The organism is Orenia metallireducens, assembly GCF_001693735.1.
GTDB classification, from domain to species: Bacteria; Bacillota; Halanaerobiia; order Halobacteroidales; family Halobacteroidaceae; genus Orenia; species Orenia metallireducens.
The window spans coordinates 587,224-606,391 of the sequence record NZ_LWDV01000008.1; the positions used below are offsets into that span (position 1 = coordinate 587,224).

General features: G+C 33.8%; 17 protein-coding genes. 13 read left to right on the plus strand and 4 right to left on the minus strand.

Annotated elements, in window-relative coordinates; translation table 11 throughout:
- The 4 genes from U472_RS07590 to U472_RS07605 form a co-directional block, all read left to right on the plus strand.
- A partial coding sequence (locus tag U472_RS07590) for a transposase (protein WP_176714125.1) occupies nucleotides 1–360 on the plus strand: 360 nt, incomplete at its 5' end.
- 641 nt (nucleotides 361–1,001) lie between these two features.
- Nucleotides 1,002–2,972 (plus strand): transketolase, encoded by a 1,971-nt coding sequence (tkt, locus tag U472_RS07595; RefSeq protein WP_068717073.1) that lies wholly within the window; start codon nucleotides 1,002–1,004, stop codon nucleotides 2,970–2,972.
- Between the two features lie 280 nt (nucleotides 2,973–3,252).
- On the plus strand, nucleotides 3,253–3,501 hold the full coding sequence (locus U472_RS07600; RefSeq protein WP_068717075.1) for a hypothetical protein: 249 nt from the start codon (nucleotides 3,253–3,255) through the stop codon (nucleotides 3,499–3,501).
- On the plus strand, nucleotides 3,502–4,512 hold the full coding sequence (locus U472_RS07605) for an SPFH domain-containing protein (protein WP_068717077.1): 1,011 nt from the start codon (nucleotides 3,502–3,504) through the stop codon (nucleotides 4,510–4,512). It begins immediately after the preceding gene.
- A gap of 48 nt (nucleotides 4,513–4,560) precedes the next feature.
- Here U472_RS07605 and U472_RS07610 read toward each other — a convergent pair whose 3' ends face one another.
- Nucleotides 4,561–5,370 carry a DUF4349 domain-containing protein gene (locus tag U472_RS07610; RefSeq protein WP_245684761.1) on the minus strand — a complete coding sequence of 270 codons (810 nt, stop codon included), beginning with the start codon at nucleotides 5,368–5,370 and terminating at the stop codon, nucleotides 4,561–4,563.
- A 270-nt stretch (nucleotides 5,371–5,640) separates the two neighbouring features.
- Between U472_RS07610 and U472_RS07615 the strand changes: the two genes are divergently transcribed.
- From U472_RS07615 to U472_RS07625, 3 genes are all read left to right on the plus strand, one after another.
- A complete protein-coding gene (locus U472_RS07615) occupies nucleotides 5,641–6,882 on the plus strand; it encodes an aminotransferase class III-fold pyridoxal phosphate-dependent enzyme (RefSeq protein ID WP_068717079.1) in 1,242 nt (413 codons plus the stop codon).
- A 371-nt stretch (nucleotides 6,883–7,253) separates the two neighbouring features.
- Nucleotides 7,254–7,706 (plus strand): type II toxin-antitoxin system RatA family toxin, encoded by a 453-nt coding sequence (locus tag U472_RS07620; RefSeq protein WP_068717081.1) that lies wholly within the window; start codon nucleotides 7,254–7,256, stop codon nucleotides 7,704–7,706.
- A gap of 48 nt (nucleotides 7,707–7,754) precedes the next feature.
- On the plus strand, nucleotides 7,755–7,952 hold the full coding sequence (locus tag U472_RS07625) for a hypothetical protein (RefSeq protein ID WP_068717083.1): 198 nt from the start codon (nucleotides 7,755–7,757) through the stop codon (nucleotides 7,950–7,952).
- A gap of 113 nt (nucleotides 7,953–8,065) precedes the next feature.
- Here the strand turns inward: U472_RS07625 and U472_RS07630 are convergent, their stop codons facing one another.
- Genes U472_RS07630 through U472_RS07640 form a run of 3 tightly spaced genes read right to left on the minus strand, consistent with a single transcriptional unit; the run spans nucleotide 8,066 to nucleotide 12,280 of the window.
- Nucleotides 8,066–11,692 (minus strand): multicopper oxidase domain-containing protein, encoded by a 3,627-nt coding sequence (locus tag U472_RS07630; RefSeq protein WP_068717085.1) that lies wholly within the window; start codon nucleotides 11,690–11,692, stop codon nucleotides 8,066–8,068.
- Nucleotides 11,693–11,696: 4 nt separating this feature from the next.
- Nucleotides 11,697–11,975, minus strand: a complete 279-nt coding sequence (locus U472_RS07635; RefSeq protein ID WP_068717087.1) for a hypothetical protein — start codon at nucleotides 11,973–11,975, stop codon at nucleotides 11,697–11,699.
- A 23-nt stretch (nucleotides 11,976–11,998) separates the two neighbouring features.
- Complete coding sequence (locus U472_RS07640; RefSeq protein WP_068717088.1) at nucleotides 11,999–12,280, minus strand: hypothetical protein; 282 nt, start codon at nucleotides 12,278–12,280, stop codon at nucleotides 11,999–12,001.
- Between the two features lie 301 nt (nucleotides 12,281–12,581).
- Here U472_RS07640 and U472_RS07645 point away from each other — a divergent pair, with 301 nt between their 5' ends.
- The 6 genes from U472_RS07645 to U472_RS07670 all read left to right on the plus strand — a co-directional run bounded on the left by U472_RS07645 (nucleotide 12,582) and on the right by U472_RS07670 (nucleotide 18,995).
- Nucleotides 12,582–12,965, plus strand: a complete 384-nt coding sequence (locus tag U472_RS07645) for an L-2-amino-thiazoline-4-carboxylic acid hydrolase (protein ID WP_068717090.1) — start codon at nucleotides 12,582–12,584, stop codon at nucleotides 12,963–12,965.
- A 97-nt stretch (nucleotides 12,966–13,062) separates the two neighbouring features.
- Complete coding sequence (trkA, locus tag U472_RS07650) at nucleotides 13,063–14,424, plus strand: Trk system potassium transporter TrkA (protein ID WP_068717092.1); 1,362 nt, start codon at nucleotides 13,063–13,065, stop codon at nucleotides 14,422–14,424.
- A 176-nt stretch (nucleotides 14,425–14,600) separates the two neighbouring features.
- Complete coding sequence (locus tag U472_RS07655) at nucleotides 14,601–16,040, plus strand: TrkH family potassium uptake protein (protein WP_068717095.1); 1,440 nt, start codon at nucleotides 14,601–14,603, stop codon at nucleotides 16,038–16,040.
- Nucleotides 16,041–16,314: 274 nt separating this feature from the next.
- Entirely contained in the window at nucleotides 16,315–16,797 is a 483-nt protein-coding gene (locus U472_RS07660; RefSeq protein ID WP_068717097.1) for a CBO0543 family protein, read from the plus strand.
- Nucleotides 16,798–16,882: 85 nt separating this feature from the next.
- Nucleotides 16,883–17,575: a response regulator transcription factor gene (locus tag U472_RS07665; RefSeq protein WP_068717099.1), complete on the plus strand. Its 693-nt coding sequence runs from the start codon at nucleotides 16,883–16,885 to the stop codon at nucleotides 17,573–17,575.
- On the plus strand, nucleotides 17,553–18,995 hold the full coding sequence (locus U472_RS07670; RefSeq protein WP_068717101.1) for a sensor histidine kinase: 1,443 nt from the start codon (nucleotides 17,553–17,555) through the stop codon (nucleotides 18,993–18,995). The genes U472_RS07665 and U472_RS07670 overlap by 23 nt, the downstream gene beginning before the upstream one ends.
- The last annotated feature ends 173 nt before the right edge of the window (nucleotides 18,996–19,168 follow it).

Below are 19,168 nucleotides of genomic sequence, written 5' to 3' on the forward strand. Positions count from 1 at the left end.
AAAGGTCTTAATATCATAGGTGCTACTGAAGTATTAAGAGATTTCTATTTCCTCTATGAAAAATATAAAAAAGGAACAAAAGATTCTATTTCAATCTGTGCTACAGAAATTATTTCTTTTTTAGAAAAATTATTAGAATATGACCATCAAAGAGGTATAGAAAAAACTTTTGTACTTTTAGATAATGCTAGTATTCATAGAGCAGATCTAGTAAAGAAATTTGTTCGCAAAAATAAAGATCATTTATTTCTATTATTCCAACCTCCATATTCTCCTGAACTTAACCCTCAGGAGAATATGTGGAATTGGATGAAGAAGTTTTTATCTAATAAGTCTGCTTATACATCATACATCCATTGAAGAATTATCAAACCAATTGAAGATATTTTCTGATTATGCTAATAGTAACCCTGAAAAGATAAAACAACGTGCAGGTGCTAGGAATTATTTTGGATAAATTTCATTTTAGATTCACAAATCTATATAGATGCTCAAGTCTAAAGTGAAATATTATCCTTCCTCCTTCTAATATTATTAACATATCTTATATTCCTATTATTTGTTGATGATCCATTTGATTCCTGTTAAATGGTTAAATTTTGAAGAAGCATAAATAGGAAAATTAGGTGATGGGTTATAAGGAAAAATTCTTTCAGGTAATTAAATATCAATATTTTTCTATAATTGTTTTTTATTTATATTTAAAAATTGAAGAATAAGATAATAACTTAATATTTATCTTGACTTGTTAGTGGCTTTTGATACAATATATACCTGAGAAGAGTAGTAAATATAAAAAATCATATACATAATAATATTGAATTACATTATCTCTAAAACATAAAAAATCATTAAATTTTTTAATTTGGTAATACTATATAATGAAAGTTAAATTATTATAGCTTATTATTAAGTCGTTATTTGCTATTGGTCAGTTATGATAAGATGGACAAGCTAGTAGTAGGTAACTGCTAAGAACAATTATAGAGGGGGATTATAAAATGTTAAAACAAGTGGCTGATGTAATTAGAGGTTTATCAGCAGATGGTGTACAAGAAGCTAATTCTGGTCATCCAGGTTTACCACTAGGATGTGCTGATATTGGTGCGGTGCTTTATGGAGAGGTGATGAAATATGACCCTAAGGCTCCAGAATGGGCTGATCGTGATAGATTTATCCTATCAGCTGGTCATGGTTCTATGTTAGTTTATTCTTTGTTACATTTATCAGGTTATGATGTAAGCTTAGATGATTTAAGAGACTTTAGACAATTAGACTCTAAAACTCCAGGGCATCCTGAATATGGTCATACTCCAGGTGTAGAGACTACTACTGGTCCACTAGGACAAGGTTTTGCTAATGCTGTGGGAATGGCAATTGCTGAGAGAATGATGGCAGAAAGATATAATACTGAAGAAGATACTATTGTTGATCACTATACATATACATTAACTGGTGATGGAGGTATGATGGAAGGTATCGTTTATGAAGCTGCCTCTTTAGCTGGACATTTAGGATTGGGTAAATTAATCGCTATCTATGATGACAATGACATCTCTATTGGTGGTAGTACAGATATTACCTTTACAGAGGATGTACCTGCTCGCTTTAGAGCTCAAGGATGGCATGTGGTTGATGGGGTAGATGGTCATGACTTTGAGTCTATCAAAGCTGCAATTGAAGAAGGTAAGAAGGTAGCTGATAAGCCAACTTTAATTGTTGCTAAGACTGCTATCGGTTTTGGTGCTCCAACTATGGAAGGTTTAAGTGCTGCTCATGGTTCTCCACTAGGAGATGAAGAGATTAGAGGAATGAAAGAGAAGTTAGGATTACCAGTTGATGAGAAGTTCTATGTATCTAAAGAGGTTAAAGAGTTCTTTGCTCAAAAAAGAGTAGAACTTCAAAAAGAAAGAGAAGCTTGGGAAGAGAAATTCAATAAATGGGCTAAAGCAAATCCAGAATTGAAGAAGTCTTGGGACCAAGCTCATAATTTAGAGCTTCCTGCTAACTTTAGAGAGGTAATTGAAGGTTTGGAGATAGATGCTCCAATTGCAAGTAGAGCTTCTTCTGGTAAGACTTTAAGTAAGATTGTTGATGAGGTAGAGTACTTTGTTGGTGGTTCTGCTGACTTAGCTCCATCTAATAAGACTTATCAAGATAAATATGGTGAGATTCAAAAAGGCGAGTTTGCTGGTCGTAATTTCCGTTTTGGTGTTAGAGAGCATGCAATGGCAGCTATCGGTAATGGTATTGCCTTACATGGTGGATTAAGACCATATGTAGCTACTTTCTTAGTCTTTTCTGATTATATGAGAAATGCTATTAGAATGTCTGCATTGATGAATCAACCAGTGGTTTATGTATTAACACATGATTCTATTTATGTAGGTGAAGATGGACCTACTCATCAACCAATTGAACATACAGAATCCTTAAGATTAATCCCTAACTTAACTGTACTTAGACCTGCTGATGAAGAAGAGACTAAGGTTGCTTGGATTCAAGCTATGGAACGTACTGATGGACCAACAGCTCTAATCTTAACTCGCCAGAACCTGCCTCATATTGAGAAGGATAATCCTGGTGATATTTATAAAGGTGGCTATGTAGTTAAAGGTCCTCAAGATGCTGATATAGTATTGATTGCTAGTGGTAGTGAGGTTTCTTTAGCAGTAGAAACAGCAGACTTGTTAGAAAAAGAAGGTAAGAGTGTCAGAATAGTATCTGTACCTGAAAGAAGATTATTTACTGCCCAAGGTCAAGATTATGTAAATCAGGTCTTAGGTTCTAAAAATTCCTTAAGAGTAGCAATGGAGATTGGTGTAGGTCAAGGATGGTATCAATTCTTAAGAGAAGGTGACCATTTAGTAAGTATCGATACCTTTGGAGCGAGTGGCCCAGGTAAAGAGGTTGCTGATAAGTTTGGATTTACTGCTCAAAAGGTTGCTAAAGAGATTATGAATAAGTTATAAATATATTATTTAGGGGTCAGCTTACTGAGCTGGCTCTTTTTTTAAAACTATAGCTTTTTAGAGATGATGGATAATTGATTTATACAAATATTAAAATAACATAATTCCCTTATCTTTTTGTAATACAATCAATCCCCAATTAAATTTATTAATATTAGTAGTTAAATATGTTTGATTAGTAAAATTGATTACTTTTATATCTGAAGATAATTTGATATAATTATTTTACTATCATAATCTAATTAAGAATCTTATATTAATAGTCTAAGAGGAGGATAAGATGAGATTATTGAGGATAGTTTTAAGTATAATTATAGTGACTGCTTCCTTTGAACTCGATAATATAATCAACGTTTTACTTAGCAATAGGATGGCGATGTACCAGATGAGTAGTACCGATACAGGTTATGTAGCTTATCAGCTATATAATAACTTACATGGGTACTTTATGATCATACCTATTATTTTGGTTGTATTACTGATGTTACCAGAGATTAAAGCCTTACTTAAGAAGATAGGAGGATATTAGATGAGAAAGAGAGTAAAGTTAGTTCTTTTATCACTGATGATGTTATTATTAGTAGGATGTGTTCGCCCCTATAAGACACCCCATATTGAGACAATTGAGCCACATCAGACAGCTTTTTTAATTCCATTGGTTGGTGATAATAAAGCTAATCAACAGGAGTTTATGTCTGAAAGTTATTTAGAGGAACGAAAGGTTCCAACTAAGGAGATAGAGATTCCTCAAAGATGGGTACAGACAGGTCGCTTTAATAATCAAGGTCAGTGGAGAGATTCAGCTAGATTAATTTTAGTTGATAGGTCACCAGTTACCCGTGAATGGACTCAAAGTCCAGATACAGGAACTTCTAGTAAGAATGAAGGGATTATTGCAGAGAGTAAGGAGAGTATCTCCTTTATGGTAGGTGTAAATGCTTCGGCTCAAATAGACGAACAGGATGCTGCTAAGTTCTTATACCGTTATAATAATAAAGATTTAAGTTATATCATGGATACAGAGATTAGAGCAATGGTGGAGAGTGCCTTTGTCTCCAATTCAGGAAAGTTGACTATGGCTGAAATTATTGAAAAGAAGGCAGAAATTATCAATGAAGTTAGAGCAGAAGTAATCCCATACTTTGAAGAGAGAGGAATTACCATTACTGTGTTAGGACTAAAGGGTGATATTGAGTATCTTAACTCCCAAATTCAAGAAGCTATCGATAAGAAGTTTAAAGAAGAGAAGGCTTTAGAAGCTCAAAGGGTAGCTAATCAACGTTTAATTGAAGAAGCAGAAGCTAAAGCTAAGGCAGAGCTTAGAGCACAGCAGATAATCAATCAAAAGGAGATTGAAGCTGCAGAAGCTAAGGCTAAAGCTGCCAAGTTGATGTCTGAAAGTTTAGAGTTCCAAATTAAACTACAAGAGCTTGAAAATCAAAGGGTTTTTGTAGAGAATTGGAACGGAGAATTACCACAGATTATGGGTGGGGATAATGGACTCTTATTTAATCTACCGATGAATGACTTAGGGAAGTAATTGAGAAGCTAATAAAAAATGAGACTCGTTAACGAGTCTCATTTTTTATTAGCTTCTTCTTTTTTTAATAATTCTATAAAGTAGGTATCCTAAAATAGCAACAAGAATCAACCATGGAATCAATGCTCCAATTAAGACGATAATTAGATTGATACTCTTTATAAAGCTTCTTAAGGCTTCTCTAAAGCTCTTTAGAAAACCTAGATTAGAGCTATTATTGATGATTGCTTCTGGTTCACTGATATTGACTCTAATAGTGGCTAGACTGATTTGATTATCATAGTATTTGATAGTTCCTTCAAGTTGTTCTATATTAATTCTAACACGATTTAACTCCCTCTCAACCTCTAGAATATCTTTGACATCCTTTGCTTTATCTAATAATTCTAAATATCTCTCTTCTTGGGCTTTAAAGTTATTTAATCTTGCTTGAATGTCAATATACTCTTTAGTTATATCTTGACCACTAAGCTCTTCTCTTAGTAGCTTACCTAATTGTGATAGTTCTGAAAGTGTAACTTCAAATTCTTCTTCAGGTACTCTTAAAGTAAAGTTATAAAATTTACGATTATTATATCCAGTCCACTTACGAGAATTAGCAATGAATCCTTGGTGACTATTGATAATTTTGTTAACCTTTTCAGAGATATTTGATAGATCTCTGATCTCTAAATTTAAATTGGCATTTCTAATTATCTTCCGTTCTACAGTAGGTGTTTCAACTTCAACACTCTTCATTACCTTAGATTCTTCCATTACTTCAGCTTTATCATAGGATAACGATGTTCTTGGTTGAATTGCTGAATTTAAAGCTACCTCTTTACGTTCATATGATGCTCCACATGAAGTTGTAATCAATGTCATAACTATCATAAGTAATAATATAAGGAATTTTGATTTAATAAGATCACACCCTTTCTGATTAATTATAATATCGCCTATAAATATCATACTAAAAAATATTGTAAATAACAATCCTTTATCCTTTGATAATTATGCTAAAGATTGATAAAAGATACTATATCTATTTCCTTATATTACCTAATCTCCGTAAAAAATTAATTTAGTAGTGTATAAAATTCAAAGTTTAATCCCATAATAGATAAGAATGGAAAAGGAGGAATCTCTATGAAGAATGTAATCACTGAGACTATTGTTGATTATGAAAATCATGTAAACTTAGGTATGGCAAAATTATTCAAAATTATGGGGTTAGATACTTTAGAGTGGAAGACCTCAGGAACCATTATTGAAGATATAGAGGGAAATAAATATATTGACTGTTTAGGGGGATACGGGACCTTTGCTTTAGGTCACCGACCACCAGAGGTGATAGAAGCAGTAAAGGAGCAGTTAGACTTGATGCCACTGTCTTCAAAGGTCTTATTTAATCAGGCTTTGGGGCAGTTAGCTAGAAGGTTGGCAGAGGTTACACCAGGCAGACTACAATACTCTTTTATCTGTAATAGTGGAACTGAAGCAGTAGAGGGGGCATTAAAGCTAGCTAAAATGGCTACTGGCAAGAATAGAATTATTGCAGCAGTCAACTCTTTTCATGGTAAATCTTTAGGTTCTTTAAGTGTAACAGGAAGAGATGTCTTTAGAAATCCCTTTAAACCATTATTGCCTAATATAGACCATGTTATCTTTGGGGATTTAGGAGATTTGTCCAAGAGTATTAACCATGATACAGCAGCAGTAATTTTAGAGCCAATACAAGGAGAAGGCGGGATCATTTTACCCCCTGAAGATTATTTAGTAGGAGTAAGAGAGCTTTGTGATAATTACGGTGCTTTACTTATCTTAGATGAGATTCAGACAGGGATAGGAAGAACTGGCAAGATGTTTGCTTGTGAGCATTATGATATAGTTCCAGATATACTAACAACTGCCAAAGCCTTAGGTGGAGGTGTAATGCCAGTTGGAGCTTTTATAGCTACACCAGAGGTTTGGGAGGTATTCAATGAATCTCCTTTCATGCATACATCTACCTTTGGAGGTAATCCACTAGCTTGTCGTGCTGCAATTGCTACTTTGAATGCAATAGAAAAGAAAGAATTGGTACAGAAAGCTGCAGAGTCTGGAGAGTACTTATTGAATCGTCTAAAAGAACTTGTAAAGAATTATCCTGGGATTATCAATGATGTTAGAGGTAAAGGGTTGATGATAGGGATTGAATTTCAACATGAGAGCTATGGAGGATTGCTGATAAGTGAATTATTTGAAGCAGGTGTTGTAGTAGCTTATACCTTAAATCAGCAGAAAGTAATTAGATTAGAACCACCTTTAATTATTAGTCGTGAGGAACTAGATAAAGTCGTTGATGTTTTAGAGAATGCATTAGCTAAGGTAGTAGAATTAGCGAGTTAAGTATAAGAATTTATACAATATCCCCATTAAACAATATTTTATTTTTGTACCCTGTTGAATAAATAAAATTTAATATCTATATTTACATTTTTAACCACAATTTTTTAATTAGGTTTCGCCTAATGGCGACCTACCTTTTTTCCATAGATAAAAAAGTAGGCAAAAAATCATCACAATCAGGAAAAACACTAGTACTATTCATTAATTTTTCTGCTATTATCTAAATTTGATTAATTATAATCAATTTCTACTTAATATCATATACCGCTTACTTTTCCAAAAACATAAAAGATAAACTAAAAAAACTTAATTTGAAAATCAAAATAATTATTCAACAACCTATGTTGATAAAGACAGGAGATGAGTTCAAAATGCCATATGTAGAAGAGAATATTATTATAGAAGGTGCAAGGGATAAAATATATGAATTAGTTAAGGATATGGAGTCCTATCCTAAATTTATGCCTGATGTACTTAATGTAGAGGTAGTAGAGAGAAATAATCACACAACAGTTACAAGGTGGGTGACTGATATTGATGGCAGAAAGCTATGCTGGACAGAGAGAGATTATTTTAATGATGATGAGTATCAGATTATCTATAAACAGTTAAGTGGAGATTTAAAGAAGTTTGAAGGTGAATGGAGATTAGAATCTACTAATCAAGGAACAGAGGTTACTTTAACTGTAGATTTTGAATTTGGTATTCCTATGTTAGCACCATTATTAAATCCTATTCTTAAAAAGAAGGTCAGCCAAAATAGTATAAATATGTTGACAGCAATTAAAGAGAAGATAGAGAATGAAGTTGAGCAATGTTCGTAGGTGTTTCTGTTTATTATTATATTTAAGGAAACTAAGTTGGAGAGCAGATTGATTTGCTCTTCTTTTTTATACATCAGATTAGTTAGAGCTTCTGATGGTTATGAAATTGTAAGAAGTATAAATGATCAATTTGCTGATGATGAAAGTAGCATAGATATACTTGGAATTATCCAGACTTCGCTGGAGAAAGAGTTTATATCGAAATCGTTGATAATTTTACAGGTGGCTGGGATCACATTAATGTAGATGATATTAATATTTACTAATATTAGATAAGCTTATTATTGATACTTTGAATGATAAAAATCCCTTACTATAAATTTATAGTAAGGGGTTTTTTGTTAAATAAATCATTAATTTTAATCTGTTAAAGTTAATAAATCACGATTTATAGAAGAATGTACTCTGATTATTCCCCACATACCCAATTCAATATCCCAGCGAATCAGACCCGAACTATACATAAAATCTCCTGATGGATTTAAAAATCCTCCTGCTCCATAGAGTAGTTTTTTATCCAACTCTCTTCCAATAGTAATCTCACCTTGAATTCCAATAATATTTGTGAAGTTATCTTCTGCTTGATGTTTATAGAGGTGATTATGGATAAAGAAGCTATGTGCTCTAGATTTATCAGCAGGCATTAGTAGGCGAACTGTGGCTGGGTCTTTGGGATAGAGATTGAAAATTGGAGTAGATGGGTCACCATGAACTAAAGAACTAAATACTTCATTAACATCTTGGTCATTTTTTAGGCGGTTAAAGAAGGGTTCACTTCTTAAGTTAAAGGCTTTCATACCTTGATCTTCTTCATCAAATTCTTCAGTCTTTTTACTATCTGGAGGATTAAAGAAGAACTTAGGTAACAACTCATTATTTTTATCGACTAAAAACACCCCATCATGTTGGATAATTACTAACTCACGAAAGTTTGGAATAAAAGGATTTATAATATCAACTTGTTCCTTAAAGGGTGTAAATTTACCAGTAGAAGAGTCGCGATAATTAGAACCTTCAGCCTCGACTATAAGAGCTCCAAATAATCCATGATGGCGGTGGTTTCTGATATCACCATAATCTACTAAGTTAGTTGTTCCTACAGGTTTAGATAGATACCACCTATAGGTTATGCTCTCTCCAGGACCTACAGTCTGGTCAGGATTAAATCCTATTGTAGCACCATCAGAGTTAAGAATCTCATAGTCTACTAATTGTGGGTGGAGTGATACTCTTGGTGAATAGGGCCATTCTTCTTCTACAGCAACTTCAGGGTGAGGATGATCTTCAATAGTTTCTGGCATCATGTTTGTCAAAGTAACTTCAATACAATCTCCAATATTTCCTCTAATAATAAGAGGCTTAGGATTATAATCTACTGTATAGATTTCATTGATTTTATCAACTGGGACAAAGACCATTCCAAAAGGATCATGATCATTATATTGATTATAGATAATAGGGTGCTGGATAGCTGCTATATGATATTTTCTAATTGGTGTATTCTCTGGATGAGGATTAGTAGTATTAATTGCTTTAGGAGGTGGAGTTCCAGTTTTTTCTGGTAAGGGTAGAGTTCTTTCTTCTAAAGGATCACGATCAGATAATGGTTTTAAGAAAGGAACTCTTCTACCTCTAACTCTAATCAATCCCCAACATCCTAACCATAAGTCATCTAATCCAGCCGAGTTATACATAAGATCAAAATCTTCATTATGAGATCCACCTTCAAGGGAAAATTCAAAGTTAAAGGCTTCTGATATTCCAATATGTTGTGCCTGAGTCAGAGAAGAATTTAAATTTCTTCTATCTCTATGCCAATACTCACGATGAATGTTTATTGCATGGGACTCTTCAAAAGCACCGTCAATTAGCCTGATTCTAGCTGGGTCACCTTTATATCCTTGAAATACAGGAGTAGCTGGATCACCATGTACCCATGAACTGAAGACATAGGCTGGATCACCACCTCTAATCTGGAAGGGTTCATTTCTATAATTAAAAGCCATAACCCCAAAATCATCTAAAGAGCCAGGTACATTAGGTGGATTTAGAGGATTACCATCTCCATCAAAGAGAGGAACAAAATCATGAACTGCTAAGCAATATTCTCTAAAGTCTGGTATGAAAGGATTCTCTATGGTTGCTTCTGTACCAGCAGTTAAAGGTTCACCAGTAAAGGAATTTTTGAAGTTAGATCCTTCTGCTTCCACTAATAGGGAAGCAAATACTCCATGATGTTGATGGGATTGGGCGAAAAGATGATCATGGAAGAAGACGGTCTTTAATTCAGTATCAGCAAACCATCTATAGATTCCAGTTTCACCATGGGCTACACAACTTAAGTAATTCCATCCTACATTTGCACCATCAGCAGCTATTACATCAAATTTAACAAAATGGACATGGGCTCCACAGAAGGGAGTTTCTTCTAAAGTCTGAAAAGCATTTCCCCCAATTGTTTCAGGTAGTTTATTGGTTAGATGAATCTCAATACACTCTCCAGCATTTGATCTGATAAATAATGGCTCTGGTTCTTTAATTCCTGCTCTAATGTCCTCTTCATCTTCTGCTAATACGTATAATCTACCTTGTGGGTCAAACCATTTAGCATCATTATAAATAATAGGTATCTCCATAGCAACTATATCATACCTTCTAACTGGTACATCTTCGGGGCAAGGGTTGACAAAAGGTGCTCCAGGAACTGGATTCTTATCAAAAGCGTTGGCCTCTAGTTGGGTAGGTTCAAAATCTCTATTAAATCCTAGAGGTGGTAGTGGCGAGAGTTGACCAACCTCTCCAGGAATAAAGAGAGGAAAACCAGGTCTCTCTGGAGTAGGCTCTGGTGGTAAGGGTCTATCAGGTAATGGGATTAATGGTTGAATTGGTCTTCCATCAGGATAAAACCTACCTTCTCCATTCTCTAAAACATCATGGGTTCTAAAGATCCCCCACATTCCTTCTCCAAAATGGGGGTACAGGTGGCAGTGGTAGATAGAGTCTCCATAAGCTCCATGTAAACTACCTGCTCCATAAAGAACATCAAAGGTAATTGTCTGTTGAGGGCTTATTTCTCTTGAATCATTTAATTCTGAATGGGGATCATTGATCTCTGATAGCCATTGATGAACATGAAGGTGAAAGATATGAGTCTCCTTAACTCCACCATGTATAACATGGAATCTCATAGGATCACTTATATAAGCTCTAGGAATTGGTGTAGCAGGATCTCCAAAGGCCCAGGAATCATGGTGAACTTCTTCACCTATACATCCTTCACATACTTCTCCTTCTTCTATTAATCTCTTTCTATTACGCATAGGTTCAGCTCTATAGTTGATAGCATGGGTAGATTGTGGTAGACCCGTAATTGGATCTAAGGGTGGATTCCCATCTTTAGCTTTTATAGCAGGTTCATCATGAAAGACGATAACTGCCTCTCTAAAATCAGGCAAGAAAGGATTATGGATATCAACTATTGCTCCACTCTCGACAGGTTTCCCAGTTTGAGGATCAGTCCAAGTAGAGCCAGGGGGTTCTACTATAAATCCTCCAAAAAGTCCATGAAGGTTACTTCCTAGTTCAGAACTAAGGGGATTAGCTAAATCACTAAATTGAAATGCCCCTTGGGTATTAGCTTCAAATTCATAGATGATAGACTTTGTAGGAGGAACAGTGGTATTAGGGTTTCTTCCTACAAAAGCACCATCAGAGGTCTTAACATCATAATCTAGCCCCTTTAAATTCATAGAAGCAGGAAAATCAAGCTTATTTGTAAATTTGATTTCAACCTTATCACCTTGATTTGCTCTCAAGATTAAAGGTTCAACAAGATCAATAGGAATTAAACCGAACTCGTTTACTAGAGCTATGATTTGTTCTTCTTTTTCTTCTAAAACATAGAGCATACCATTAGGATCATGGTCACCAAACTTATTATAGACAATAGGTATCTGTATTGCTACAACACTATATTTTCTTAGCATACTATCACCCATTTCCATAATTTTGATTATTGGTCATACCAAATTTAGCAGGAGTAGGAATTTGATTTTGTTCATCTTCTGGGAAGATAGCAACAATATTTTCTAGAACTATAGTAAAGGGAATATCTCTTAATTCAACAGGCACTCCAAAGTTTGGTTTTACTATAATATGATCATCAGCAGCTTGCTGTAAAGTTCCTACCATAAAGAAAGGGAAAGTTTCTAAAATAACTATAGTCTTCTTACCAAGACTTTCTTCTAATCTATCTATAATATTTGACATTTTATTAACCTCCTTGCTATTTTTTATATTAAAGCAAATCTAGTATCAGAATCAAAAGGAGAAACGATAGCAATCTTCTCCATAGGTATTAATAAGGGTGTTGGAAAGATAAATTCTGGTGCATTTGACATCTTAATATTTACATTCTTCAATTCTATATATTTATCACTAACTTTTACAATTTTAGCACATAAGATAGGTCTAAAGACCTGTCCAAGAATATTTAATTGTCCAGGTTTTAATATCATTAATACATCTTTGTCCTTTAATTCTTCTAAACGATCTTCAAGATCTGATAAAGACATATCTGTACCTCCTTGTTAATCTAGTAACTTACAACCTCATATATATTTTACTATTCTTTTAATTATGTTTTGTAAATTTTTCCTTGTTATTGCTTTTAGAAGGTCAAACACACCCAGTTTCTTCTTTATATTTTGCTGTTTTTCTTGTTAAAGTCGGAGGAAAATTTTATTCTATGATTAATCAGATACTAATAAATAACATATTTATTAATGTACACCTAATTAAATTGATTGATGAGGAGGGAGTATTATCAAGTTAGAGGCAAGAGTCAAATTTTTAGAGTTTGCTTATGCAGGTGCTTTGGTAGATTCTCTATTTCGTTTTAGTGAAGAAGGAATCTTGGAGAAGGTAACTGAGAAGAGAAGAAAGGAGCAGATATTATTTGGAGCTGAGAAGGCAAAAAACTTTGGGGTGAGCAGCCCTGAGGAGGTCTTTACTAAAATTTCAGAACTATTTAACTGTACTTTCTGGAAAATCAAAGAAGATAATAAAGGATTCTTAGCAAAGGCTAATAGTTGTAAGCTAGCTGCTATGGCTAAGGAGGTTGGTGCAGGTCCTCCATGTGATATTTATTGTTTAGACCCAATAGAAGGGATGCTAAAGGGTTTAAATCAGGATTATCAGATAGAAGTGGAAGAGACTTTATGGCAAGGGAAGAAGTGCAAAGTAAAGGTTAGTGAGTAAAGAGGATTGAATTTTCAATCCTCTTTTTCTTTTGGTTATTTTCCCTCTTCTTCTAGCATAAATTGATAGTAGTAATAATTAGAAGGGATAGATTATTATGAAAGAAGTAGTAAGTAAGATTAAGAAAGCAACTACTGGGCTTGCTAATTCCAATAAACAGATAATCATCATTGGAGGAAATGAAGTAAGTGTACAACTTGCTGAACCTTTGATTAAGACTGGTCAGAATATAGTAGTAATTGAAGAAGATGATTATTATCTAAAGCAGATTCAAGAGAGGGTAGATGTTTTAGCCTTAAAGGGGAGGGGAACAGATATATCACTTTTAAAAGAGGTTGCTACAGATAAGACCAATCTATTAATTGCAATTACTAACAATGATTATGAGAATTTATTGACAGGAATTTATGGTAAGAGCTTAGGGATACCTAATGTAGTGGTGCAAGTTAAAGAGATAAGAAACCTAGATTATAAGATACAGCATCAAGATTTTAAATTGGATTTGGTAGTTAATCCTTTTGCCAAAGTAATTAAAAGAATCAAAGGTGTAATTAGACCAGGAATGGAATTAGAGATTGATAACTTTATGGATAAGAGAGTACAAATATCTAAATTTAATATCTCTCACCAAAGTAGTTTTGCTTACAATAATTTAGATAATTTAAAATTACCTGAGGATTCATTAATATTGGCTATTTTGAGAAAAGGGCGAGTAATTATTCCTAAAGGAAGGGATAAGATTTATCCTGGAGATACAGTCTTTATTATCTGTCAAAAGGGCTTTAGAGGAAAGTTGACTCAACTGGTCAATTATCATTCTACTGATAAAGAGAAGATAGTTCTAGTTGGAGGTGGAGAGATAAATTACCAATTAGCAGAATATTTTTCAAAAAATTCCGTAGTTACTATTATTGAAGAAGATAGAAGAAGATGTGAAGAGTTAGCTGAGAACTTAGTTGATATATTGGTGTTAGAGGGTAAGGGAACCGATATAGATCTATTAAAGGAAGAAGGGGTAGCTAAATCAGATGCCTTTATAGCAGCTGGTGAGAGTGATGAAGCTAATATGTTGATGGCTAATCTAGCTAAAAAGTTGGGAGTAAAGAATTCAATTGCTGTAGTAAAGGATATCAACTATACATATTTAACAGATCTTTCAGATATAGACCATATTATTAGTCCTTCAGCTAGTGTAGTAGACACTATTCTAGATTACTTCTATCAAGGACAAGTTGGAAATAATACAATCTTTGAAGGTCAAGTAAACGTATCTGAGGTTAGAGTTAAAAAGTCTAGCAAGCTTGCTAATTTAGAGTTGCCTTCTGATTTAATTGTGGCTTTAATTAAAAGAGATAAGAATGTGATTATCCCTAAAGGAGAAAGCAGGCTACAACGTGGTGATAGGTTGGTGGTATTATCTTTGGCTGTTAAGGGAGATATTACAGGATATTTTAATTAATAGTGTATAGTTTGCAGTGGCTTATTCGATAAGTCTTATTAGAGACTACTACCAAAGGTTTGTCTTTTAAAGACTGAGGGTAGACACATAGGGACAGTTAAATTATAAAATATAGGTACCTAATTTTTTAACTGTACACTGTACAACTGTCAACTCTTCTGCTAGGGGGTGATTAAATGAGATTAAAGATTGTCTTTAATATGTTAGGAACTCTGTTAATCTTTATTGGAGTCAGTATGTTAGTACCTATCTTTGTAGCTTTATATTATAAAGAGGTCGATGGAGTAGCTTTTATTGTAACTATGGGTTTTACTATCAGTATTGGTAGAATTTTAAGTAGAGCAACAGAGAGTAATGAAGAGATTAGGCATCGGGAAGGATTTGCAGTTGTTACTTTAGGATGGATAGCCATCTCTATCTTTGGGGCTATCCCCTTTATGTTAGCAGGTGTCTTTGATAATTTTGTTGATGCTTTTTTTGAGAGTGTCAGTGGCTTTACTACTACAGGAGCAACGGTAATTATGTCTTTAGAGAGTCTATCCCATACGATCCTCTTTTGGAGAAGTTGGATGCATTGGCTAGGTGGGATGGGGATAATTGTGATGTCTATTGCAATCCTACCAGAATTGGCTGGTTCGATGCAATTATTTAAAGCAGAGGCACCTGGACCAGTACATGATAGGTTAAAACCTAGAATTCGGGAGACAGCTAAGACTTTATGGGTAGTATATCTTGTGATAACTTCTGTACAGACCATCTTATTAGTGATGAATGATATGCCTTTTTTTGATGCGATAATCCACTCTTTTGGTACTATTTCTAGTGGTGGATTTTCTTCTAGAACTTTAAGTGTTAAGGCTTATAACAGTACGGTGATAGAATGGATTATGGCTGTATTTATGTTTTTAGCAGGGGTCAATTTGACATTACATTATCAATTCTTAACAGGAAATATCAGATCGATATTTAAGGATAAGGAGCTAAAGTTCTACACTTGTATAGTAGTATCTGCTATTGTCTTAATTACTATTAACTTAAGATTTCAAGTCTATCGTTCATTAGCTGAATCATTAAATTATGCTGCCTTTCAGGTTACATCAATTATTAGTACTGCTGGATTTGCTACAGTAGATTATGATATCTGGCCACCCTTCTCTAGAGGTATATTACTTATCTTAATGTTTATTGGTGGCTGTGCTGGATCAACAGCTGGTGGGATTAAGGTAATTAGAATCTATGCTCTGATGAAAAAAGGCTTCCAAGAGCTATATAAGTTGATTCATCCTAGAGCAGTTACCTCTTTAAAGATAGGTAATAGAGCTGTATCTGAAGAGGTCTCTACCAGTATTTTAGGTTTCTTCTTCTTATATGTAATTGTATTTGTCATTTCAACGGTGATTCTAACATCCTTTGGGATAGATTTAATCAGTTCAATTTCAGCAGTAGCAGCAACTTTAGGGAATATCGGACCTGGTTTAGGGTTGATTGGACCATTGAATACCTATGTTCCTTTGCCGATAGTATGTAAGTTATTATTGAGTTTTTGTATGATTTTAGGGAGATTAGAGATATATACAGTCTTAGTATTCTTATTATCTGGCTTTTGGAGGAAGTAACTTTAAGTTTTAAAGATAAGCAAGAATAATTTTTGCCACAGATACTTACAGATAAAAAACAAATAATAATTATCTTTCTAATTAATCCTTCACATAAGATAAATTCTTTAGTGGATAAGAAAGCTCTCCTTTAGGGAATCTGTGGCTAAATATTAAACTATTTTTTATATATTTTTATAGGGAAGGATTGTAGGGTTTCCTAATGTATTATAATAAAATTAGTCAATTAGCATAAAATAATTCTTAGAATTTTATGATAAAGGGATGATAAATAATGACTAATTTAGAAGGTTTAATTCAATATGGTTCAAGCTTATTAGCGATTATAGCTTTAATTTGGAAGAGAGATGGGATGAAAAAGTATATTCCTGTTGGTTTATTTGCTAGTTTTTATGCTAATCTCTGGTGTTACATTGCTATTTACTTTAATTTATGGGGATATCATGATCATAAGGTTCTTCCTTTAATCAGAGATGTCTCTGTACCTGTTAATGTTATTGTAGTACCAATAATGGCTATGTTCTGGGTTAGATACTGTCCGTTAAGGTTTAAAGAGAAGTTGTTGTGGGCTTTTAGTTGGACAAGCATTTTGACGGCGGTAGAGGTATTCATAGAGAGAACGACAAATATATTAGCTTATCATGGCTCATACCACTGGTATCATTCTTATCTATTATGGTTCTTTACCTGGTTTATCTGGTTAGCCTTTCATTTATGGCTAAATGATTGGAAAAGAGAATTTGATGGTTTCTTCTAAAAGTCCTTTTGCCAAAAACTAATACCTTGTATATAATAAAATTAATATATAATAACTGGAAATTATCTAGTATAGGAGGATACTTATGCAAAATAAGATTTTAGTAGTCGATGATGATAAAAATTTATGTAGGTTGATGGAGATTTATCTCAAGAAAGAAGAGTATAAAGTAATTATAGCCAATGATGGGCAAGAGGCTATTGATAAGTTTTATGAGGATAATCCTCAGCTAGTCATTTTAGATATAATGTTACCAGAGATGAATGGCTGGGAGGTATGTAATGAGATTAGAAAAGAGTCCAATATCCCTATTTTGATGTTAACAGCAAAGGGGGAGAAAGATGATAAACTAAAGGGTCTAGAAATAGGAGCTGATGATTATGTCACCAAGCCCTTTGACCCTGATGAATTAGTGGCAAGGGTGAAGGCTATCTTAAGAAGAGTTGGAGATTCAAGTAAGGGTAAAGAATTAATAGCTTATCCCAATTTGAAGATTGATAATAAAAAGCATCAGGTGATACTAAAAGGTGAAGTTTTAGAACTGGCTCCAAAGGAGTATGATTTACTTTATTTTTTAGCCAAGCACGAGAAGCAGGTCTTTAGTAGAGAGCAATTATTAGATAGAGTATGGGGGTTTGACTTTATTGGTGATATTAGGACTGTAGATACTCATATTAAGAGGTTGCGGAAGAAGATTGATGAACAGATAGAAGATTATAAGTACTTCCATACAGTATGGGGGGTAGGCTACAAATTTGAAACTGTCAAGGGGCATTGATACGATATCAGGAAAGTTAATGATTAGGTTTACTATAATTATTCTAGTAACATTATTTATTTTGGCTATTTCCTTATCATATCTCTTTCAAAACTACTATTATGGGAGTACTGAAAAGAAGTTTATAGACCAAGGTAATAAGATAGCTAAGTTGGTACAGCGTTCTCTTTATGAAGGAAATTATGATGAAACTCTCTTCTTTTTAAGGGATTCACAGCGCTTTTTTGAAGGGAATGTCTGGATAGTTGATTCTAAAGGGCTTATTTTAGTAACTACACAGCAGAAAGAATTACAAGGTGTTAGATTGAATAAAAATGAGGTTAAACAGGTCTTTCAAGGAAAGATAGTTAAAAAGAGAGGATTTTCCTATTATTTTGGAGAGCCTGTGTTATTTGTAGCGGTACCTATTAATTTTGCTGAGAAGGTAGTTGGAGCAGTATTTGTCTATTCACCTTTAGCAGGAATAGGTTCAACCTTAAATGACTTAAGGAGACTGATCGTATATGCAGCCTTAATAGCTATTTTCTTAACTTTAATTTTGAGTTTTACTCTATCTAAGAGCTTTTCAAGACCATTAAAGAGGATGCAGAGAATTTCACTTAATATGGCACATGGTGATTTTGATGAGAGGGTAATGATTGAATCTGAAGATGAAGTCGGTCAGTTAGCTCAATCCTTCAATTATTTAGCTGATAAATTACAAGAAACTATAGCATCTTTGCAGGAGAAAGAAGAACAACAAAGGAGATTTGTAGCTGATGTTTCTCATGAGTTAAGAACCCCTTTAACTTCGATACAAGGTTTTGTTAAGGCTTTAAGGGATGGAGTATATGAAAGTGAGCAGGATAAAGATGAATATTATCAGATTATCTTATCAGAGGTTAAGCGGCTGATTAGGTTGGTAAATGATTTATTAGATTTGTCTCAAATAGAGCTGGGACAGATTAAAATGGAGCTAGAGACTTTGGATTTAAAGGAGATAATTAAGAATTCAATTAGAAATTTAATGCCTAAGATAAAAGAGAAGAATCTGCGAATAGTAATTGATCTATCAGATGATCTGCCTCCAGTCTTTGCAGATAGAGATAGAGTTGAGCAGGTATTAATTAATCTTATCAGCAATGCTATTGATTTTACTCCGCAGGGGGAGAGAATTAAGGTAGTCTCTAGAAGAGAAGATGATGAGGTTCTTGTTATGATCAAGGATACTGGACCAGGGATTCCAGCTGAAGAGATAAATAACATCTGGAATAGATTTCACAAAGTTGATAAGGCTAGGACTAGAGATAGAGGTGGGACAGGTTTAGGTTTATCTATTGTTAGAGAGATTATTCGCCATCATCAAGGTGAGGTTTGGGTGGAGAGCGAGGTTGGAAAAGGTTCTACTTTTGTTTTTAGTTTATTAGTAGCAGATAAATAAAGTTTCATTTTTTTGAGAAGCTTTATTATCACGAAGAGTTTCTTAAAACTCGAAGGGAGAGGTTTTTGGGATTTAACCTATTACTTTTTGCTATATTCTTAATTTTGGTATATTACAGATAAATAAAGTTTCATTTTTTTGAGAAACTTTATTATCACGAAGAGTTTCTTAAA